The 19,005-nt window shown below is 73.8% G+C and carries 12 protein-coding genes and 2 pseudogenes; 6 read left to right on the plus strand and 8 right to left on the minus strand.

Annotated elements, in window-relative coordinates; genetic code table 11:
• The 3 genes and pseudogenes from ACIRST_RS25095 to ACIRST_RS25105 all read right to left on the minus strand — a co-directional run.
• A pseudogene (locus tag ACIRST_RS25095) lies at nucleotides 1–253 on the minus strand (hypothetical protein); the annotation flags it as partial.
• A 3,316-nt stretch (nucleotides 254–3,569) separates the two neighbouring features.
• Nucleotides 3,570–5,243 carry a flavin-containing monooxygenase gene (locus tag ACIRST_RS25100; RefSeq protein WP_402804438.1) on the minus strand — a complete coding sequence of 558 codons (1,674 nt, stop codon included), beginning with the start codon at nucleotides 5,241–5,243 and terminating at the stop codon, nucleotides 3,570–3,572.
• Between the two features lie 67 nt (nucleotides 5,244–5,310).
• The gene (locus ACIRST_RS25105) at nucleotides 5,311–6,204 is read right to left on the minus strand and encodes a class I SAM-dependent methyltransferase (RefSeq protein WP_350519291.1); all 894 of its coding nucleotides are present in this window, start codon (nucleotides 6,202–6,204) and stop codon (nucleotides 5,311–5,313) included.
• A 1,698-nt stretch (nucleotides 6,205–7,902) separates the two neighbouring features.
• Here ACIRST_RS25105 and ACIRST_RS25110 point away from each other — a divergent pair.
• From ACIRST_RS25110 to ACIRST_RS25120, 3 genes are read left to right on the plus strand one after another with little or no spacing between them, the layout of a single operon-like run.
• Complete coding sequence (locus tag ACIRST_RS25110; RefSeq protein WP_402804440.1) at nucleotides 7,903–8,163, plus strand: hypothetical protein; 261 nt, start codon at nucleotides 7,903–7,905, stop codon at nucleotides 8,161–8,163.
• Nucleotides 8,164–8,194: 31 nt separating this feature from the next.
• Nucleotides 8,195–9,178 carry a beta-ketoacyl-ACP synthase 3 gene (locus tag ACIRST_RS25115; protein ID WP_350519293.1) on the plus strand — a complete coding sequence of 328 codons (984 nt, stop codon included), beginning with the start codon at nucleotides 8,195–8,197 and terminating at the stop codon, nucleotides 9,176–9,178.
• A complete protein-coding gene (locus ACIRST_RS25120; RefSeq protein WP_350519294.1) occupies nucleotides 9,175–9,930 on the plus strand; it encodes an SDR family NAD(P)-dependent oxidoreductase in 756 nt (251 codons plus the stop codon). The genes ACIRST_RS25115 and ACIRST_RS25120 overlap by 4 nt, the downstream gene beginning before the upstream one ends.
• 1,338 nt (nucleotides 9,931–11,268) lie before the next feature.
• Here ACIRST_RS25120 and ACIRST_RS25125 read toward each other — a convergent pair.
• Nucleotides 11,269–11,835 (minus strand): hypothetical protein, encoded by a 567-nt coding sequence (locus ACIRST_RS25125; protein ID WP_402804442.1) that lies wholly within the window; start codon nucleotides 11,833–11,835, stop codon nucleotides 11,269–11,271.
• A gap of 817 nt (nucleotides 11,836–12,652) precedes the next feature.
• Complete coding sequence (locus tag ACIRST_RS25130; protein ID WP_402804443.1) at nucleotides 12,653–13,864, minus strand: alpha/beta hydrolase family protein; 1,212 nt, start codon at nucleotides 13,862–13,864, stop codon at nucleotides 12,653–12,655.
• A gap of 106 nt (nucleotides 13,865–13,970) precedes the next feature.
• On the opposite strand from ACIRST_RS25130, the gene ACIRST_RS25135 reads away from it, so the two are divergent.
• Entirely contained in the window at nucleotides 13,971–14,672 is a 702-nt protein-coding gene (locus tag ACIRST_RS25135) for a TetR-like C-terminal domain-containing protein (RefSeq protein ID WP_350519297.1), read from the plus strand.
• A 797-nt stretch (nucleotides 14,673–15,469) separates the two neighbouring features.
• Here ACIRST_RS25135 and tpx read toward each other — a convergent pair.
• Entirely contained in the window at nucleotides 15,470–15,970 is a 501-nt protein-coding gene (gene tpx / locus ACIRST_RS25140; protein WP_350519300.1) for a thiol peroxidase, read from the minus strand.
• A 1,150-nt stretch (nucleotides 15,971–17,120) separates the two neighbouring features.
• On the opposite strand from tpx, the gene ACIRST_RS25145 reads away from it, so the two are divergent.
• Both ACIRST_RS25145 and ACIRST_RS25150 read left to right on the plus strand, forming a co-directional pair.
• A complete protein-coding gene (locus tag ACIRST_RS25145; RefSeq protein WP_396553112.1) occupies nucleotides 17,121–17,420 on the plus strand; it encodes an ArsR/SmtB family transcription factor in 300 nt (99 codons plus the stop codon).
• Nucleotides 17,417–17,803 (plus strand): VOC family protein, encoded by a 387-nt coding sequence (locus ACIRST_RS25150; protein WP_350519302.1) that lies wholly within the window; start codon nucleotides 17,417–17,419, stop codon nucleotides 17,801–17,803. Before ACIRST_RS25145 ends, ACIRST_RS25150 begins: the two co-directional genes overlap by 4 nt.
• A 66-nt stretch (nucleotides 17,804–17,869) precedes the next feature.
• Here ACIRST_RS25150 and ACIRST_RS25155 read toward each other — a convergent pair whose 3' ends face one another.
• Together ACIRST_RS25155 and ACIRST_RS25160 are read right to left on the minus strand one after the other, a co-directional pair.
• Nucleotides 17,870–18,202, minus strand: coding sequence for a hypothetical protein (locus ACIRST_RS25155; protein ID WP_402804446.1), 333 nt, complete (start codon nucleotides 18,200–18,202; stop codon nucleotides 17,870–17,872).
• 131 nt (nucleotides 18,203–18,333) lie between these two features.
• Nucleotides 18,334–18,921: pseudogene (locus ACIRST_RS25160) on the minus strand (RNA polymerase sigma factor); the annotation flags it as partial.
• Nucleotides 18,922–19,005: the final 84 nt, after the last annotated feature.

The following is a 19,005-nucleotide window of genomic DNA, read 5'->3' on the forward strand; positions in this document are numbered from 1 at the left end:
GTAAGCCGATGACGGTGGCGGCGGCGCCGGTGAGCAGGGCTCGCCTGGACAGGGGTGGGCGGTTCATGGGTGTGGGTGTCTCCTGACGGGTTGTGTGGGTCGGTTCCGGGCGGGGTGTGCTCTGTTGTGGCCGGTGGTGGTGCGTGCCCGGTGGTGTGGTGGTGGTCAAAGGGTGGTGCTGCCCGGGCGGGGCCTGCGGTTCCCGGCTGGTGTTGAAGTCCGGGTTGGTGCGGGCCGTTGTCACCGGTGCCATGTGGTGCGGTGGTGGTCAATAGGGGTGCTGTCCGGGGAGGGCTGCGGCGTCCGGTCTGGTGTTGAAGTGCCGGGCTGGTGTGGGCTGTTGTAAGCGGTGCCTTGTGGTGGTCAAGGGGTGATGCTTTGTGGGTGCTGCCTGCGGTGCTGGTGGGCTGGGTTGTCCTCGGCTGTCGGTGCTGGTGCCGGCGGTCGGTGGTGGTGTGTGCCCGGTGGTGTGGTGGTGGTCAATAGGGGTGGTGCTCGGGTAGGGCGTGCGGTTCCCGGCTGGTGTTGAAGTCCGGGTTGGTGCGGGCCGTTGTCACCGGTGCCTGGTGGTGTGGTGGCTGCTGGTGGTCAATAGGGGGTGCTGCCCCGGGTGGGGCTCGCGGTTTCCCGGTCCCGGTGTTGAAATGCAGCTCCGGTGTGGGCCGTTGTGGCCGGTGCCTGGTGGTGTGGTGGCTGCTGGTGGTCAATAGGGGGTGCTGCCCCGGGTGGGGCCCGCGGTTTCCCGGCCTGGTGTTGAAGTGTGGCTCTGGTGCGGGCTGTTGCGGCCAGTGGTGAGTGGTGGTGCCCCGGTGGCCGTTGTAGCCGGTGCCTGGTGGTGTGGTGGTGGTCAAAGGGTGGTGCTGCCCGGGTGGGGCCTGGGGCTCCCGGTCTGGTGTTGACGTTCCGGGTTGGTGCGGGCGTTGTAGCGGGTGAAGGATGGTGCTGTGTGGGTGTTGCCTGCGGTGCTGGTGGGTTGGGTTGTCCTCGGCTGTCGGTGCTGGTGCCGGCGGTCGGTGGTGGTGTGTGCCCGGTGGTGTGGTGGTGGTCAATAGGGGTGGTGCTCGGGTAGGGCGTGCGGTTCCCGGCTGGTGTTGAAGTGCCGGGTTGGTGCGGGCCGTTGTCACCGGTGCCTGGTGGTGCGGTGGCTGCTGGTGGTCAATAGGGGGTGCTGCCCCGGGTGGGGCTCGCGGTTTCCCGGTCCCGGTGTCGAAATGCCGCTCCGGTGCGGGCCGTTGTGGCCGGTGCCTGGTGGTGCGGTGGTGGTCAAAGGGTGGTGCTGCCCCGGGTGGGGCCTGGGGCTCCCGGTCTGGTGTTGACGTTCCGGGTTGGTGCGGGCGTTGTAGCGGGTGAAGGATGGTGCTGTGTGGGTGTTGCCTGCGGTGCTGGTGGGCTGGGTTGTCCTCGGCTGTCGGTGCTGGTGCCGGCGGCCGGTGGTGGTGTGTGCCCGGTGGTGTGGTGGTGGTCAATAGGGGTGCTGCCCGGGTGGGGCTTGAGGCCTTCCGTATGGGTGCTGAAGTGCCGGTCTGGTGTGGGCTGCTGTGGTCGGCGCCTGGTGCTGGGGTGGGTGGTGCCCCGGTGGGGTGCTGGGTGGTGCGGTGTTGGTCAGTAGGGGGCTGTCCGGGTGGGGCCTGGGGCTCTCGGTTTGGTGTTGAGGTTCCGGGTTGGTGCGGGCGTTGTAGCGGGTGCCTGGTGCTGTGGCGGTCAAGAGGGGTGTTGCTCGGGGATGGCCTGCGGCCTTCCGCCTGGGCGTTGAAGTGCCGCTCTGGTGTGGGCTGTTGTGGTCGGCGCCTGGTGGTGGTCGTGGGTGGTGTCCCGGGTCGTGCTGGGGTGGGTGGTGTTGGTGGGTTGTGTGTGGTTGTGCGGGGGTGTGGGGGTGGCCCGCGGTCCCCGGTGTGGTGGGGGCGGGCGTGGTTGGGGGTGTTCGGCCGGGGTGGTGGCGGGTGGTGGGTCCGGCCGGCGGGTGAACGGGTGTGAAGTTGTGTGGTCTGGTCTGTGGTTGGTGTTCGGGTGGTGCGGTGGGTCGGGTTGACCGGTGGTGGTGTGGGGTGTCCGGTCTTCGGTTGTCCGGGCGGGGGCTGGGCTGGGTAGATGTGCCGGGGTGCCGGGGTGCCGGGGTGCCGGGGTGCCGGGGTGGTGCGGTGGCCGGGTGTCTGGCGGGTTCGTGGTCCTGGCCGGGTTGGTCGTCTGGCGTGGTGCTGGCTGGTGGCCTGGTGGCCGGGTTGTGCGGGTGGTTGTGGTGCTTGGTGTGCGTTGTCCGGCGGGTGGCCGGGGCTTTGTGGTCCCGGTCAGGTTCTGTTGCTGGGTGCCGGTGCCGGTGCCGGTGCCGGTGCCCGGTGGGTGGTGCCCGGTGGGTGGTGCCTGGCTTTGTTCCCGTGTCCGGCAGTGGGTCTGTGGTCCTGGGGGTGTTCGGCTGGGCTGAGGTGGTGCTGGATGCCGGGCATGTAGGCCTGGTGGTGCGGGGCTGTTGGTCGGGTGCGTGGGCCTGGTGGTGCGGGGCTGTCGGTCGTTTGTGGTGCTTGGTGTTCTGTGGGTGGTCGCGCGGGGCTGGGCTGTGGTGCGGGGTGCTCTGGTGCGCGGTGCGGGGGGTGCCCGGTGTGTGGTGCCTGGCTCTTGTTCCCGTGTCCGGCCGTGGGTTTGTGGTCCCGGGGGTGGGTTGTTCGGCGGGGCCGTGGTGGTGCCGGGGTGCCGGGGTGCCGGGGTGGGTGGTGTGGTGGCCGGTGTGTGGTTGCCCGTTCGGGTTGTCGTGCGGGGTGGCCCAGGGGCGGTGTTTCGCCTGTTCTGGCTTTGGCGGGTGCTGGTTTGGTGGGGTGGCCGGCCTGCCGCCCGGGTGGGTCGGGCGGCGGGCCGTGGTGGTGCCTGTTGTGGTGCGTGGTGGTGTTTGCCTCTTTTGTTGCTTGGTGTGGCTGTCCCCTGTACCCCGGTGGCTGCCCCCTGTACCCCGGTGGCTGCGGGTGTGCCCTTGTGGTGCCCCGTGTCCTGGCACTTTGTGTTCCGTGTCCTGTGCCCGGTGTTCTGGCGTTGGGTGGTGTGTGGTGTCCCGGTGTGCTGATGTCCCCGGGTGTGGGTGCGGTGTGCCCCTGTGGTGCCCGCCAGTGTTCTGATGCCCGGTGATGTCCCGGGTCTTGGTACGGGGTGGTGCCCTGTATCCCGTGCCTTGGCGCCTGGTGTCCCGTGCGGCCCGTGTCTTGGGGCCGCGTGTGCCGTGCGGCGCCGGGTGTTGGTGGCGGGTGGTGCCTTGTGTCCCGTGTCCCGTGTCTTGGCATCTCGTGTGCCGTGCGGCGCCGGGTGGTGCTTTGTGTCCCGTGTTCTGGTGCCCGGTGTTCTGTTGTCCGGTGCTGTCCGCGGGTGTTGGTGCCGGCTGTCCGGTGCCTGGTGTGGCGTGGCCGGGCGGTCTGGCCGGGGCTGGCCGGGCGGGGCTGGGGTGTCCGGGGCGGGGTGTGGCCGGGCGGGCGTGGCCGGGTGGTCTGGCCTGGCCTGGTTGGGGCTGGGGTGTCCGGGGCGGGGTGTGGCCGGGCTGGCCTGGCTGGCTGGCGGGGCGGGCCGGCGGGCGGGGGGCTGGGGCCCTGGGGTTAGGGGTTGGTGTGGTTGGTGTGGGTGGTGGTCTGGTAGTTGCTGATGTCGAGGTGGCGGGTCTGTTTCCGGAATCGCCAGGTGTAGGTCGGCCAGATCGAGGGGTTGTTCCCGCGGGTGTCGGTGTACCAGCTGGTGCAGCCGCCGTTGTTCCAGACGGTGTTCTTCAGGCGTGTCTGGACGTTGTGGTTGTACGCGTTCTGGGCGTCTTCGTGGACGTCGATGCTGGTGATGTGGTGGGTGTCGAGGGTTTTCAGGGCGTCGAGGATGTAGGTGATCTGGGCTTCGATCATGACGGTCTGGGAGGAGTGGCCGAGGGTGGTGTTGGGTCCCAGGATCATGAAGAGGTTGGGGAAGCCGTGGATGGTGGTGCCGCGGTGGGCGGTCATGCCGTGGGTGTTCCACGTGTCGGCGAGGGTGGTGTTGTCGCGGCCGTGGATGCGGTGGGCGATGGGGCGGTTGGTGGCGGTGAAGCCGGTGGCGAGGATGATGGTGTCGATGTCGCGTCGGGTGCCGTCGGCGGTGGTGATGTGGGTGGGGCCGATACGGGTGATGGTGTCGGAGACGATGTCGACGTTGGGTTGCTGGATGGCGGGGTACCAGGTGTTGGAGAACAGGAGGCGTTTGCAGCCGACGGTGTAGTCGGGGGTCAGGCGCTGGCGCAGGGCGGGGTCTTTGACGCTCTTCTTGAGGTGGCCGGCGGCCATGTTCTTCATGCCGGTGGTGCGGGAGGGGCTGGACATGAAGAACGCGACGATTTCACGGCCGTGTTGGTTGAAGGCGCGGCGGAAGCGCTGGTAGCCGGGCAGGTGGCGCAGCATCCAGGTGTGGCGGGTGGTGTTGGGCTTGTCGGGTTTGGCGGCGACCCAGGGGGGTGTGCGCTGGTAGAGGTCGAGGCGGGCGACCTGGGGCTGGATCTTGGGGACGAACTGGATGGCGGAGGCGCCGGTGCCGATGACGGCGATGTTGCGGCCGGTGAGGTCGTGGTCGTGGTTCCACTGGGAGGAGTGGAAGACGGTGCCGGTGAAGGTGTCGAGGCCGGGCAGGTCGGGGGTGGCGGGGTTGGAGAGGTAGCCGGTGCCGGTGACGAGGATGCGGGCGGTGTAGCGGCCGTGGGTGGTGCGCAGGTTCCAGTGCTGGTGGGTGTCGTCCCAGCGGGCGTCGAGGAGTTCGTGGCCGTAGCGCAGGTGGGGGTCGACGCCGTAGCGGGTGGCGCAGGCTGTGAGGTAGGCGTGGACTTCGGCCTGGGTGGCGAAGGTGGATTTCCACTCGGGGTTGCGGGCGAAGGAGAAGGAGTAGAGGTGGGCCTGGACGTCGCAGGCGCAGCCGGGGTAGGTGTTGTCGCGCCAGGTGCCGCCGAGGTCGTCGGCGCGTTCGAAGACGAGGAAGTCGTCTTCTCCGCGGCGTAGGAGGCCGATGGCGGTGCCGAGGCCGGAGATGCCGGCGCCGATGACGGCGACTTTGAGGTGGCGCACGGCGAGGTCGCCGCTGTCCGCGGCGGCGGGCGCGGCGGCGGGTGTGGTGTCCGCGGTGGCGCCGGCGGTGGTGCCGGCGGCCGGGCCCTGGGCGGTGGTGGTGGTGGGGGTGGCCCCCGCCGCCGGGGCGGGGGCTGCGGCGGTGGTGCCGGTGGCCGCGGGGGTGGTGGTGCGGTCGGGGGCGGGGGTGGTGGTCATGGCGTCGGTGTCCCTTTGTCGCGGTTGGCTTGAGGGTGCCGTTCGGTGGCCCGGCAGAGGGGCGGGGTCAGGCGCGGCGGGTGAGGGTGACGCGGAAGTTGTTGAAGATGTGGTCTTCGAGGGTGTAGGCGAAGATGTCGAGGTAGCGCTCGAAGCGGGCGACGGTGGTCTCGTCGGTCATGGCGACGGCTTCGTCGCGGCGGGCGGCGAGGAGCTTGAGCCAGGCGCGGCAGGCGCGGGCGAAGGACTCGGGCTCGTTGCGGATCTCGGTGACCTCGAAGAGGCCGTCGAGGCCGGAGGCGAGTTCGGGCAGGCGCGGGATGTGGCAGCCCTCGAACTCCTCGCGCTGGAGGAACTTGAGGTCGTCCAGGAGCTGGCGGCGCAGCGGGGGGTTCTCGACGGTCATGGTGTGCAGGACGAAACGGGCGCCGGGCTTGAGGAGGGAGTGGATCTGCTTGAAGAAGACGCGGTAGCGCTGGGTGCGCTCCTTGGGGGTGAGGGAGGAGAGCACGAAGTGTTCGAGGGCGTTGATGCAGAACGCGGCGTCGTAGGCCTGCTCGCCGTCGGCGAGGCGGTGCTCCTCCCAGCTCTCGACGCGGGCTTCGATGGCGGGGTTGCCCAGGGCGTGGACGAAGTCGGCCTGGGTGCGGGAGAGGGTGACGCCGACGGCGCGCTGGACGCCGTGGACGGTGGTGAGGCGGTTGAGCATGGTGCCCCAGCCGCAGCCGACGTCCAGGACCTTGGCGCTGCCGGCGGCGCGGGCGAGGTCGGTGAAGGCGTCGAGCTTGCGTTCCTGGGCCTCGTCCAGGACGGCGACGAGGTCCTCGCCGTCCTCCCAGTAGCCGCCGGAGTACATCATGGTCGGGCCCAGGATGAGGCGGTACAGCTCGTTGGGGACCTCGTAGTGGTGGCGGATGGCCTCGACGTCGGGGTTGATGGAGCGGGCTTCGACGGTGGTCATGGGATGGGGCCCCTCGAATGTGGTTGGCGGGTTGGGGGGAACGGGGTGCGGGCGCCGGCACACGCGGGGTGTGCGGCGCGGGCACGGGGTGCGGGTGCGGGCGGCCGGCGCCGGGGCCGGCACCTGCGCGCTCCCGGACACCGGGCACGTACGGGACGGTGCGAGGTCGTACAGGGTGGTGCTGTGCCGTAACGGCTTTGCGGGCCGGCCCTGTTGGCGTGTGATGCCGGGGGCCGTGGACCGTGCGGGCCGTGCGGGCCGTGCGGGCCGTGCGGGTGGTGCGGGGTGGTGTGGGGTGGTGCTGTGCCGTAACGGCTTTGCGGGTCGGGCCTGTCGGCGTGTGACGCCGGAGGCCGTGGACCGTGCGGGCCGTACGGGCTGTGCGGGTCGTGCGGGGTGGTGCTGTGCCGTAACGGCTTTGCGGGTCGGGCCTGTCGGCGTGTGACGCCGCGGCCGTGGACCGTGCGGGCCGTGCGGGTGGTGCGGGGTGGTGCGGGGTGGTGCTGTGCCGTAACGGCTTTGCGGGTCGGGCCTGTCGGCGTGTGATGCCGGGGGCCGTGGACCGTGCGGGCTGTGCGGGGTGGTGCGGGGTGGTGCGGTGTCCGACTGGCCCTGTGGGTGCGGCCGGTCGGCGGGTGGCGCTGTGATGCCGTGACGCGGGTGGGCTGTGGTGCCGTGGGCCGTGTGGAACCGGCTTGTGGGCCTGGCCTGTGGTGCGGCCGGGGCCGGTTGCCGTTCCGGTGGCCGGTCTTGAGACCCGGTCAGGTCGGGTCCGGCCTGGCCTTGAGGGCCCGGCCCGGCCCGGTCTTGAGGCCCGGCCTGGTCTGGCCCGGTCGTGCGGCCCGGTCGGGTTCGGCCTGGTCTTGCGACCTGGCCCCGGTCTTGAGGCCCGGCCTGGTCCGGCCGGTTCGGCTTGGTTGGTCGGGGTGTGCCGGTGGGCGTGCGGGTGCGGTGTGTTGTGGGTCAGGTAAGCGTGTGTCTCGCAAGCGGTGCGCAAGGGCGGCGGGGTGTGGGGGGTTGCGGGGCGTTTGCGCGGGCGCGGGTTTCATGCGGTTTCGACAAGACACGCGGCCCCCACGGCCGGGTCGCTTTCCTTCTGCCTGTTCCTTGCGGGCCGGGGAGGGTGCTTGTCCGGGCCTTGTGCCGGCTCCCCGTGTGTTCGTCCCGCTTCCGGGCGGGGCGGGGCGGGGGGCCGGTGTGCCGGTCCCGTCCTGTGGGTGTTCCGTCTTCCTGGTTCCTGCCCCTTGTTCTCGTGGTTGCCGGTTTCCGGTTCGTCGTTGTCCGTCGTCGTCCTGTTCTCGTGGTGCCTGTGCCGGGCTCGCGGGTGTGCGGACGGGACGGTCGGACAACGGCCGGACAGCGGCCGGCGGCCGCGGGCGAAGGGGCCGGCGGGGGGGCGGGGCGCCGGCGGGGCGGGGTAGCCGGCCCGCAGGGTGCGGGCGGGTACCGCACCCCCCGGGCCTCCCGCACACAACGAGGGGCGGGCCGCGGGGTTGCGGTCCTCGGGTGTTGTCCCGGCCGGCGGTGCCTTCGGGTACCGGCGGGCCGGTCTGTGCGCTCCGTTCCCGACAAGGGGGCCGGTCGCGTGCACTTCGTTCCCCACATTCGACGCGTTGACAGCCGTCTGCCCTCCCCCCTGGTGTGCCGTGATACGGCCCCCGGGGGGGCGGGGCCGGCGAGGAGAGGAAACGATCACCAATGTCGCAGATCCCCACCATCGAGGACCTGGCCCAGCAGCTGCAGGCGGTGTCCGGTGCGCACGAGATCGACGCCGACGCGGCGTTGCAGCACATCGCGGACGTCGACTCGCTGGACCTGATGGAGTGGCTGTACGGCTTCCAGAACCAGTACCCGCACATCCCGGCGGACGAGTCGCTGTTCGCGGACATCGACGACACCACGACGCTGCGGGTGGTCCACGAGCGGATCCTGGCGCTCGTCCCGGCCGAGAGCAACTGAGGCCCCGGAGCGGGGAGAGAGGGGTCGGGTGATGAGCGGTTTCGACGTCACCGGCTGGGGGATGTTCGTGCCCGAGCGGGTGGTGACCAGTGCGGAGCTCGCGCAGCGTTTCGGTGTGGACGAGCACTGGATCGTCTCGCGGTGCGGGATCCGGGAGCGCCGTGCGGTGGGGCCCGGGCAGACCACGGCGTCGATGGCCGTGGAGGCCGGGCGCCGGGCGCTTGAGCGGGCGGGGCTGACGGGTGCGGACATCGCGCACCTGATCGTGGCGACGGCCACCCCGGAGCAGCCCTCGCCGGCGACGTCGGCGTTCGTCCACGACGAGCTGGGGATCGCGGGCAGCGCACACGACGTGAACTCCGAGTGCGCGGGGTTCGTGTACGCGCTGGTGACGGCGGCGGGCCTGATGCGCATGGACCCGCGCCCGATCCTGGTGATCGGCTCGGACACCCACACCCAGACCGCGAACCCGGCCGACCGGGACCTGTCGATCCTGGTCGGTGACGGGGCCGGCGCGGTGGTGCTGACCCCCGGGCCGGTGGACCGCATCCGGGCGTGGAACCTGGGCGCGGACGGCTCCTGCAAGAACAGCCTGAAGGTCCTGGCCGGCGGCTCGCGGATGCCCACCACCGCCGAGACGGTCGCCCAGGGCCTGCACTACGCGCAGATCAACGGCAACGAGATCTACCTCAACGCCGTGCGCTACACGGTGCGCACGATCCGCGAGACGCTGGAACAGGCGAAGATCACCGCGGCCGAGGTGGACCACGTCGTGCCGCACCAGGCGAACATCCGCATCATCAACTCGGTGCTGTCCCACACCGGGATCCCCACCGACAAGCTGGTGACGAACCTGGAACGCTACGGCAACACCGCCTCCGGGTCGATCCCGATCGCGCTGGCGGAGGCCCTGGACGCCGGGCGCATCGCGGACGGCGACACCGTCCTTTTGGCCGGGTTCGGCGCGGGCATGACGTGGGGTTCGGTCCTGATGACGTGGGGAGGCGTGCGATGAGCGGCAAGGACGCCTTCGGCGCGCGGCCCGTGTCGCCGGTGGCGCTGGTCACCGGCGCCTCGGGCGGCCTGGGCAGCGAGCTGGCGCTGGCCCTGGACGCGGCGGGCTGCCGCGTCGCGGTCCACTACAACTCCTCGCGCGACGGCGCCGAGAAGACCGCGGCGCAGCTGACCAACGCGCACGTCCTGGTCACCGGCGACGTGGCCGACTACGGCGCGGTCACCGCGATGTACGAGGAGATCTCGGCGGCGCTGGGCCCGGTGGACGTGCTCGTCAACAACGGCGCGATCCGCAAGGACTCGCTGATGGCGATGCAGGACCCGGCGCAGTGGCGCCAGGTCATCGACACCAACCTGGTCGGCTCCTTCCACACCGCCCGGGTGTGCGTGCCGGCGATGCTGCGCGCCCGGTGGGGGCGGATCGTCAACATCGTCTCCCCGTCGGCGCTGATCGCCACGGCCGGGCAGACCGCCTACTCCGCGTCCAAGGCGGGGCTGATCGGCCTGACCCGGACGCTGGCGGCGGAGTGCGGGCGCCGGGGGGTGACGGTCAACGCCCTGTCACCCGGCTTCATGATCACCGGGATGACGGACACCCTGCCCGAGCACGTCATCGCCGGCATGCGCGACAAGGTCCCGGTGCCGCGGTTCGTCACCCCGCGGGAGGTCGCCCGCTCGATCACCCTGTTCCTGGACCAGGACTGCATGACCGGGCAGGTCATCAGCATCGACTCCGGCGCCTCCATCACCTGATCACCTGAGCGGCACACCCGCCCCGCCCCGCCCGTGCGGTGCGGTCGTCGCCCCGTACGGCGCGGCGCCCGCACCACCGCACGGCGGGGCGCCGGGGCGGGCCGGTCCTCACCGCCCGGCCGTCCCCGCACCGCCCGCACCGCCCGCACTGCCCGCACCGTCCGATGTCCGTCCTCACCACCGTTTGCGGTCCCTGACCGTCTACCGCGGCCCGGCCGGGTCCCCCCGGTCACCGCGGCCGGCCGCAACCGCGGCCGGTACGGCAGCCGGTACGGTGCCACCCGCACCGCCCAGCCCCTGTCCCACCCCGCCCCTCCCGGTCCCCTCCGGCCCGGCCCCCCGGCCGGACGGGACCACCCCGGCGCCCCCGTTCCCCGGTTCCCACCCGGGCAACGGGGGCGCACCCGTTGCCCGCGGGACGCACCGCCGCCTGCGCGCCTGCCGACCCCGGGCCCCGCCCCTGCACAACCCCGGCGCCCCGGCGCCCGTTGCTCCGCCGCCCCGTTGCTCCGGTATCCAGGGCGGCGGGTGCACGGACGGCCGGCGGGAGCCCACCTGCCCGCCCCCGGCTCCCCGGCATCCCGGCGCCGGACGGCCGGCAGACGGCGCGTCGAGGGCTCCGGGACCCCGGCGCCCGGACACCCGGCCCCGGCACCACTGCGCCCCGAACCCCGTTGGCCCGACGCCCCGTTGCTCCGCTGTTCCGGCCGCCCGCCACCATGGGCACCGGGGTCTCCCCGGCGCCGGACGGTCGGCGGGCGGCCGCTCCTTCGCGTTGCTGGTTCCGGGGTTCCTGCTCCCTGGATGCCCAAGCCGGCCCCGGCGCCGCTTCGCCGTGAATCCCGGTGCCCCGGCGCCCCGTTGCCCCGGTGCCCCGTTGGTCCGGTACCCGCCCGGTAGCCCGGCGTCTCGACGTTGCTGCGCCCCGAATCCCGTTGGCCCGGAGTCCCGTTGCTCCGCTGTTCCGGCTGCCCGGCACTGTGGGTTCCGGGGTGTCCTGGCGCCGGGCGGTTGGTGCGCGACCGCCTCTTCGTCTCCCGGGCGTCCCGTCGTTCCCGGCGCCGGTCGGCCGGCGCTCGGCGGGGGCTGCTTCTTCGCCTTCCCGGCTTCGGGCTTCGGGCTCCGGGCCTGTGGTGCCGGTTGCGGGGCGGCCGGCACCCTGGTGCGCCCCGGCCCGGGTGTCTCTCGGCTGGTGCGGCGTTCCGGCCCCGGCCCGTTGTCCGGGTGCCCTGTTGTCCCGCGTTGACGAGGGTGGTCGGAAGTGGCCGGGGCTGCTGGTCGCTCCGGTTCATTCGATGCCCGGCGGAGCGGGGATGGCGGGGGCGGCATGCTGAGTGGTCATGGGTGTCCGGGCGACTGGACCGGGGACGGTCGGCTCGTCGGTTCGGCCTCGCCGCCCCGGGCGTGGAAGGACTCGACGCCGCGCCACGGCGACGGACCGCCGAGAGCGCGTACAAGGCGTTCCTGGGAGCCGTCGAGTGAGCGTCGGGCCGCGTTGACGAATCTCAAGTGTCCCTCGTGCAGGGCGGTGTGGAATGGACGGAGCTCTTCGAGATCCGTCGGCTGGCGACCGTGGAAGAGGATGGTGAAGTCCTCGATGACCTCGCAGAGCCGCTCGGCCTCCGCGGCGGCCTCGCGGCCGGCCACCAGGCTCAGCGACTGGATCGCCGCATTGAACGGCGCCCACTGGGCCGCAGGCCGGCGCTGTTCGAGGAACGCCTCACGGTGCTCCGTCTCGATGGCGCCGAACGCTTGCAGGAATCGCTCGTAGGCAGCGGTCCGACTCTCCTGGAGCCACTTCCGGTTCTGGCTGCGCCTTCCGACGACACCGCCCGCGACGACGCCCACGATGGTGGCGGTGACGCCGCCCGCGGTGGATATCAAGAGGTCCCATGGGACAGGCACGTCATGTCTCCCTCACGGTGGGCTGCCCCGGGCCGGGCGGCTTCGAACGGATGCCTGGGATTGTCCACCGATCCCGGTCCGGTCGTGCAGTGACTTTCGTGATGGGGGTGTCAGGCCGGGTTCGCCCGGTCGTCGCCTTGCTGTCGGACCCGCTCGACAGGGCTCTGTCCTGCTCGGCGGGTGACAGGTGTTCACACACGTGCCGCCATGCCATGCCACGCCATGCCATGGCGGCGGCCCGGCAGCCTGCAGGCCGCCGGGCCGGGGTGATGGGTGAGGTCGGCTGGAGTCGGTGGCGTCGGTGCGCGGGACCGGATCGGTCGCGGGGTTCTGCGCGGCGGGACGGTGTCGGCGAGGCGTCGGCGGCAGTGGTCCGGGAACGGCGCGAACGCCTGCGGGGCCCGGCGGTGCCGGTGCGGGGCGCGCTCGCCGCTCGGGGGGCGCGGATCGTCTTGCGGTCGTGCCCGGGATGCCGGGTGATCGCCGAGATCGGCCGGCCCTGGCGGCGCAGCGCGTGCACGTCGGGGTCTTCCTCCACGGTGAGGACCCGTGCCTGCGGCGGGGCCCGGCCGTTGCTCACGCGGGCTTGCCGCAGCCCACCCCGGCCGTCCGGACGCGCCGGACGGGTTCTTCCGGAGGGTGGGGGCCGGGTCCCGCGTGTGTGGCCCGAACTCCGGTGGCACCCGGGGGATTCGGGTAGCGCCGTCAGGGTGTCCCGGTGCTCCGGTGTCCCGGTGCTCCGGTGTTCCGGGCTTCGCGGTCGCGGCGGCGGTCGCGGTCGCGGGCGCGAGTGCGGTTGCGGCGGGTGCGGGACGGGTCAGGGGGTGGTGGTGTGGGGGAGGGTGGTGTCGAGCCAGTCGAAGACGCTCTGGTGGAGGCGGGCCATGGCGCCCATGTGGCAGTGTTCGCCGGCGCCTTCGGCTTCGGTGAGGGTCAGGAGGGTGTGGGGGCAGGTGAGGGCGGCCCGGACCTGCTGGGGCTGGCCTTGGAAGAACTGGTCGTTCTCGGCGTCCAGGACGAGGGTGGGGCAGGTGATGAGGGGGGCGTGGCCCTCCAGGGTGTAGGGGGCGGTGCGGCGCAGGTAGTCCGCGGGGCCGGTGGCGCCGAACGTCCACACGCCGTTGCGCAGGGCCCAGCGCAGCTGGGTGCTGTGTTCCATGAGCAGGCCCAGGACGGCGTCGGCGAGGTCGTCGTGGCCGCCGTGGACCAGGTCGCGCAGGAACGGCGGAAGGAAGCGGTCGTGGGCCTGGCCGTAGCTGTAGAGGCCGTCGTCCAGGACGAGGGCGGCCGGGCGGTGGTCGTGGGCGCCGGCGCGGGCGGCGAGGTAGCCGCCGAGGCTGTAGCCGAACAGGACCAGGCGCTCGGGGTCGACCTCGGGGCGGGTCAGGGCGTGGTCGATCACCGGGGTGGCCACCGCTTCCCAGTCGGGGCGGAAGACGAGGTGCTGTTCGCGCAGGGCGGCGCCCTGGCCGGGGCCGTCGTAGGCCAGGACGTGGTAGCCGCGGCGCACGGCGGCGGCGGCGAGGGCGAAGTAGGACTCTTCGAGGGTGGAGTCGAAGCCGCTGGTGAACACGATGGTGGGGCGGGGGGCGGCGCTGTCGTCGGCGAGGAAGAGGTACCCGGGCAGGGTGGTGTCCCGGTAGGGGATGCGCAGGGCCTGGACGGGGGTGTCCATCAGGGCGGCGGCCGCCGCGAAGCTCTCGCGCGAGAGCGCGGACAGGCGACGGGCCTCGGGGTCGTTCGCGGGGTCGTCGCGGCGGTAGAACTCGGCGGTGCGGTAGTAGTTGGAGGCGCGCAGCAGGCCCTCGCGGGCGCTGACGCGGTGGCCGGCGGCCAGGGAACGTTCGGCGGCGGCGTGGACGCGTTCGGCGGTGGCCGTCCATTCGCGCAGCCAGGCCGCCTCGTCGCCCTCGCCGATGCGCGAGGCGGTGGCCACCACCTCGCCCAGGTCGGCGCCGCCGTCGTTCGCGAACCCGGCCGCGCGCAAGGTCTCGAAGGAGAACGACTCGTCCTCGAAGAGGAACCGCATGGTGCACTCCCAACCAAAGCCGAGACGGAACCGTTCCGTCTCGACTTTGACGTTAGCCCTCTCCCAGTCGAGACGCAAGCGTTCCGTCCGGTGGTAGGTTCGGGCCATGCCCGCCACCCCCGCCCCCGCGGACCCCGGCCCCGCGTCCCTCCCCACGGACCCGGCCGCCGCGGACCCTGCCGCACCCGCGGACCCGGCCGCCGCCCCCGCCGCCCCGGCGGGGCCCGGGCGCCGTGCGCCCGGCGGGCCGGTCCTCCAGGACTCCGTCACCCGGGCCATCGCCGACGCGTTCTTCGAGGAACTCGCCGCCGTCGGCTACGCCCGCCTCTCCCTGGAGAACGTCGCCCGCCGCGCCGGCGCGGGCAAGGCCGCGATCTACCGCCGCTGGTCCTCCAAACTCGACATGACCCTCGCCCTGGTGCGCGCCGTCGCCGTCGACGACTCCGAGATCAAGGACACCGGCACCCTGCGCGGCGACGTCCTCGCCTTCCTCACCGACAATGCCCGCGCGCTGCGCCACCCGCTGCCCTCGCGGATCATCCCCGACCTGCTCGCCGAAGCCGGCCGCAACCCCGAACTCGCCCAGGTCCTGCTCACCGCCGTACGCGACACCCGCCGCGGCAACGCCTCCCGCCTGCTGGAACGGGCCGTCGAACGCGGTGAACTGCCCCCCGGCACCGACCTCGAACTCGCCCTCGACCTCCTCGCCGGCCCCCTGTACTGGCGCCTGGCCGTGGTCCACACCCCCACCGCCCCCGACTACCTGGAGCGCCTCACCGACAAGCTCCTCGCCGCCTTCGCAGCCTGACCCCGAGACGGGCCGCCCCGAGAGGGGCCGGGGTCGCGGCGGGCCCGGGGCCGTAAGGGGTGGCCGCCCCCGGGGGAGGGGAGGGGGCGGCGGTGCCCTCACCCGCGCGTCGGTGTGCCGGGGTGTCAGCGCGGCGCTGCGCCGCCGGTGCCCCGGAACGGCCCGGGTGGGCACCGGCCCGTTCGCGACGGACCGCCGGCAGCCCGCGGCGCCGCGGTGGCCGGGGGTCGGGGCCGTCCGGCAGGGCCCGGGAAACCCCGTGGCCGTCCCGCCGCCCGCCGTGACGACGACCCGGTGGGACACGTCCCCGACCCGCTGCTGCCCGTCGTCCTCGGCGTGACGACCTGCGTCCCCTTGCCCGGGCCGTGCGGGGCGCCCGCACCGGCCGCGAAGGCCTCCGGCTCCCGGAGGAGCACCGCGACGGCTGCATCGACGCGCTGCGGCCCGACCACGACCACGACCTCGACCACGACCTCGGCGGCGACGGCACCGTCACGCCGGTGGTCACGCTCATGGGAGCAGCCGCCTCGACCGGGCAGCCCTGTCGGTGCCGGAGCCGTCGTCAGGTCACCCGCCCGCCCGGGGCTGCCGCGTCCGCCCGGGGCTGCCGCGTCCGCCGGGGGCTGCCGCGTTCGGCGGGCGACCCCCCTGGCGGGAGCGGCCGCCTGCGCCTGCGCCTGCGCCGGCGGCACGCGGTGGGGCCGCGTTGCGGGGCCGGAACGGGCGCACCCCCGTCCCGGGGCGGGACGGGGGTGCGAGGTGCGCGCGGGAAGCGCGCGGGAAGGGCGCGGGGCGGCTCAGGCGAGGACGGCGAGCGCGGCCTCGTAGTTCGGCTCGTCCGCGATCTCGGCGACGAGTTCGGTGTGCAGGACGGTGTCGTTCTCGTCGAGGACGACGACGGCGCGGGCGGTCAGGCCCGTCAGCGGGCCGGAGTTGATGGCGACGCCGTAGCTGTCGTGGAAGTCGCGGCCGCGCAGGGTGGAGAGGGTCTTGACGTTGTCCAGGCCCTCGGCGCCGCAGAACCGGGCCTGCGCGAACGGCAGGTCGGCGGAGATGCACAGCACGACGGTGTTGGCCAGCGCGCCGGCCTGGGCGTTGAAGGTGCGCACCGACGTCGCGCAGGTGGGGGTGTCGATGCTGGGGAAGATGTTGAGGACCTTGCGGCTGCCGGCGAAGTCCTTCAGCGAGGCGTCCGCGAGGCCGGCACCGACCAGCGTGAACGCGGGGGCCTGGCTGCCGGCGGCGGGCAGCGCGCCGCCGACCTCGACCGGGTTCCCCTTCAGCGTGACCTGAGCCATGAAAAGCCTCCTACCAGCGGTGTGTCTACGGGTGTGCAACGGCGCCGATCCTACTGCCCGCCCCCGCCCCGCCCGCCGGCCGACCAGGGGCTGGACACCCGCCCCGCCCACCGCCCGGACACCCCGCCCGACCCGCCCGCCGGCCAGGGGCCGGACATGCCGCCCGCCTGCTGACTGACTGCCGGCCGGACTTCCCGCCCCTCACACCGGCCGGGCAGGGCTGGATATCCGGCCCGCCCCGACCCGCGGGCCGGCTGCCCGTCGAGCACCCCGTGCATCGGCCGCCCATCGGGCGGACGCCCTGGCCCGCCTGCCGGCCGCCCATCGAACGGACTCCCCGTCCCGACCCGCCGGCTGACCGGGGGCCGGACGCTGTGGCCCGTCCGCCGGGCGGCCGCCGGCCGGACGCTGTGCCCGACCCGCCGGCTGACCGGAGGCCCCGCTGCGCCCGCCGGCCGGTTGCCGGCCGGACATCCTGTTGGACCGTTCGGCCGGTCAGGGTGCCGACACCCGCGAGGCGCGTCGTACGTCGTACGTCGTACGTCGTACTTCGTGCTCCGCGTCGCAGGTTCGCCGCCCGGCCGTGAAGGGGCCGGCACGCCGGGCAGGGCCGCCCGACAGGCGGGGGCCGGACACCCCACCGCGTGAGCCGGCCCGGGGAGTCCCGCGGGACGCCGTCAGGGGCCGGACGGCGGGATCCGTGTCCGGCCGCGCCCCGCGGCGGCCCCGGGGATGTCCGTGTCCGGCCGCGGGCCGGGCGGGCGGCGCCGGGCGTCACCGAAGCGGCGCGGTCCCGGCCTGGGGGCCCGTCGGGCTGGACGGCCGGCCGTGAACCGTCCGCGATCTGCGGCCCCCCGGAGGCGGAAGACTCGGCTGCGGCCATGACGGCTCCCCTCGCGCCGGGAGAGCCCCCACGGGCTCTCCGTGCACGATGAGTGCCTGTCAGTGTGCGCAGCGCCACAATCACTCGTGCGGGTGAACCACCGGCGCGCCTGCACCCCGGCCCCCGTCCAGGCCCCTGCCTCCGCCCGCCCTCCGGTCCCCTGCCTCCGCCCGCCCTCCGGCCCTGCCCCGGCCCCGGCCCTGCCCGGTTCGTCCGCACCCCCGGGGCGCCCGTCGGGCAGGCAAGCCGCGGCTTGCCTATGGTGGGGTGGTGACGGACGACGCCCTGTGGAAGGCGCTGGCGGACCCCACCCGCCGCCTCATCCTCGACGAGCTCGCGCAGCGCGAGGGCCAGTCCCTGTTCGAGATCTGCGCACGGCTGGCCTCCCGCCACGCCCTGGGCATCTCCCGCCAGGCGGTCAGCCAGCACCTGGCCGTCCTGGAGGACGCCGGCCTCGTGCGCACCCGCCGCGAGGGCCGCTACAAGTTCCACGACCTGGACACCGGACCGCTGCGGCGCATCACCGCCCGGTGGCTCACGCCCCGCACACCCGAGGAGGCCCCGTGAGGATCAACCTGGCCAGCGTCTTCGTCGACGACCAGGACAAGGCCCTGCGCTTCTACACCGAAGTGCTCGGATTCGTGAAGAAGACCGAGGTCCCCCTCGGCGGCCACAGCTGGCTCACCGTCGTCTCCCCCGAACAGCCCGACGGCACCGAACTCGTCCTGGAACCCGACCAGCACCCCGCCGCCAAGGCCTACGTGGCCGCACTCGCCGCCGACGGCATCCCCGCGACCTCCTTCGCCGTCGACAACGTCCACGCCGAGTACGAGCGGCTGCGCGCCCTGGGCGTGCGCTTCACCCAGGCCCCGCTGGCCCTGGGCCCGGTGACCACCGCCGTCCTCGACGACACCTGCGGCAACCTCATCCAGATCGCCCAGTACCACTGACGACCCCCGCCCGCCGGCCCCGCCCGTCCACGCCGCCCGTGCCCACGCCTCCCGTGCCCGCCCGCGTCAGCGGCCCTGCCCGCCCGAGCCCGAGCCCGAGCCGGACCCGGAGTCGGTGCCGGTGCCGGTGCCGGGGATCCGGCAGCGCCCGTCGGGGCAGGGCGGGTGTGCCCGGCCCAGGGTCAGGACGCGCAGCAGCGTGGCCGTCCAGCACAGCGGGCAGCCGCGCAGCGCGTACAGGCCGGCCGGGGCCAGCAGCAGGCCCGCCGGTCCGAGGACGGGCCACAGGGCCACGGAGGCGGCCAGTGCGCCGAACCCGGCCGCGCCGCGCGCCAGGTGACGGGGCAGCGAGGGGACGCCGGCGCCCGCGCGGGCGCCGGTCTTCACCGTCCGGTTCACCGCGCCCGCCCGCCCGCCGCCACCGGCACCGCCGAGGCCGGCACCGCCGCGGCCACTGGGGCTGTCACCGGCGCGAGTACGGGCGCGGGTACCGGCGCGGGTACGGGTAGGGGCGCGGGTTCAGGTACGGGCGGGGGCGTGGTGGTCAGGGTGTGGCGCAGGGCGGCGCGGGCGCGGTGCAGACGGGACTTCATCGCGCTCTGCCCGATGCCGAGTTCCTCGGCGACGGCCCGACCGCTGCGGCCCTGCACGTCGCGCAGGACCAGCACGCGGCGCTGGTCGCCCGGCAGCGCGGCGATCGCCTGCGCGATCCGGTGCGCCTCCAGACGCCGCAGCGCCTCCTCCTCCGCCGAGGCCCACCCCGCCTGCCCGCCGCCCCCGTTCTGCCCGCCGCCCGCGCCGGCCCCGCCCTCCCGGCCGGCCCCGTCCTGCCCGCCGGCCGCGCCGGCCGTGTGCCCCGGCGGGTGGTCGCGCAGCACCGCGCGGGCACGGCGCAGGCACTCGTTGCGCACGATGCGGAACATCCACGACGCCAGCGCCGTGGAGGCCCGCAGCATGCCGATCCGCCGGTACAGCACGATCAGCGCCTCCTGCGCCGCGTCCTCGGCGTCCTCCCGGCCCGCGCACAGCGAGTGCGCGAAGCGCCGCACATGGGGGTGCGCGGCCGTCACCAGCGCGGCCAGCGCCTGGGCGTCACCGCCCTGCGCGGCGACGACCAGCCCCTCACCCGGCCACACACCACCCCCACCCCCGGCCGTCTCCCGGGCCGCCCCGCCGTCCACGCCCCGGGCCGCACCGCCGTC

It is taken from the genome of Kitasatospora sp. NPDC101447 (genome assembly GCF_044767225.1).
In the GTDB taxonomy this organism is placed as follows: domain Bacteria; phylum Actinomycetota; class Actinomycetes; order Streptomycetales; family Streptomycetaceae; genus Kitasatospora.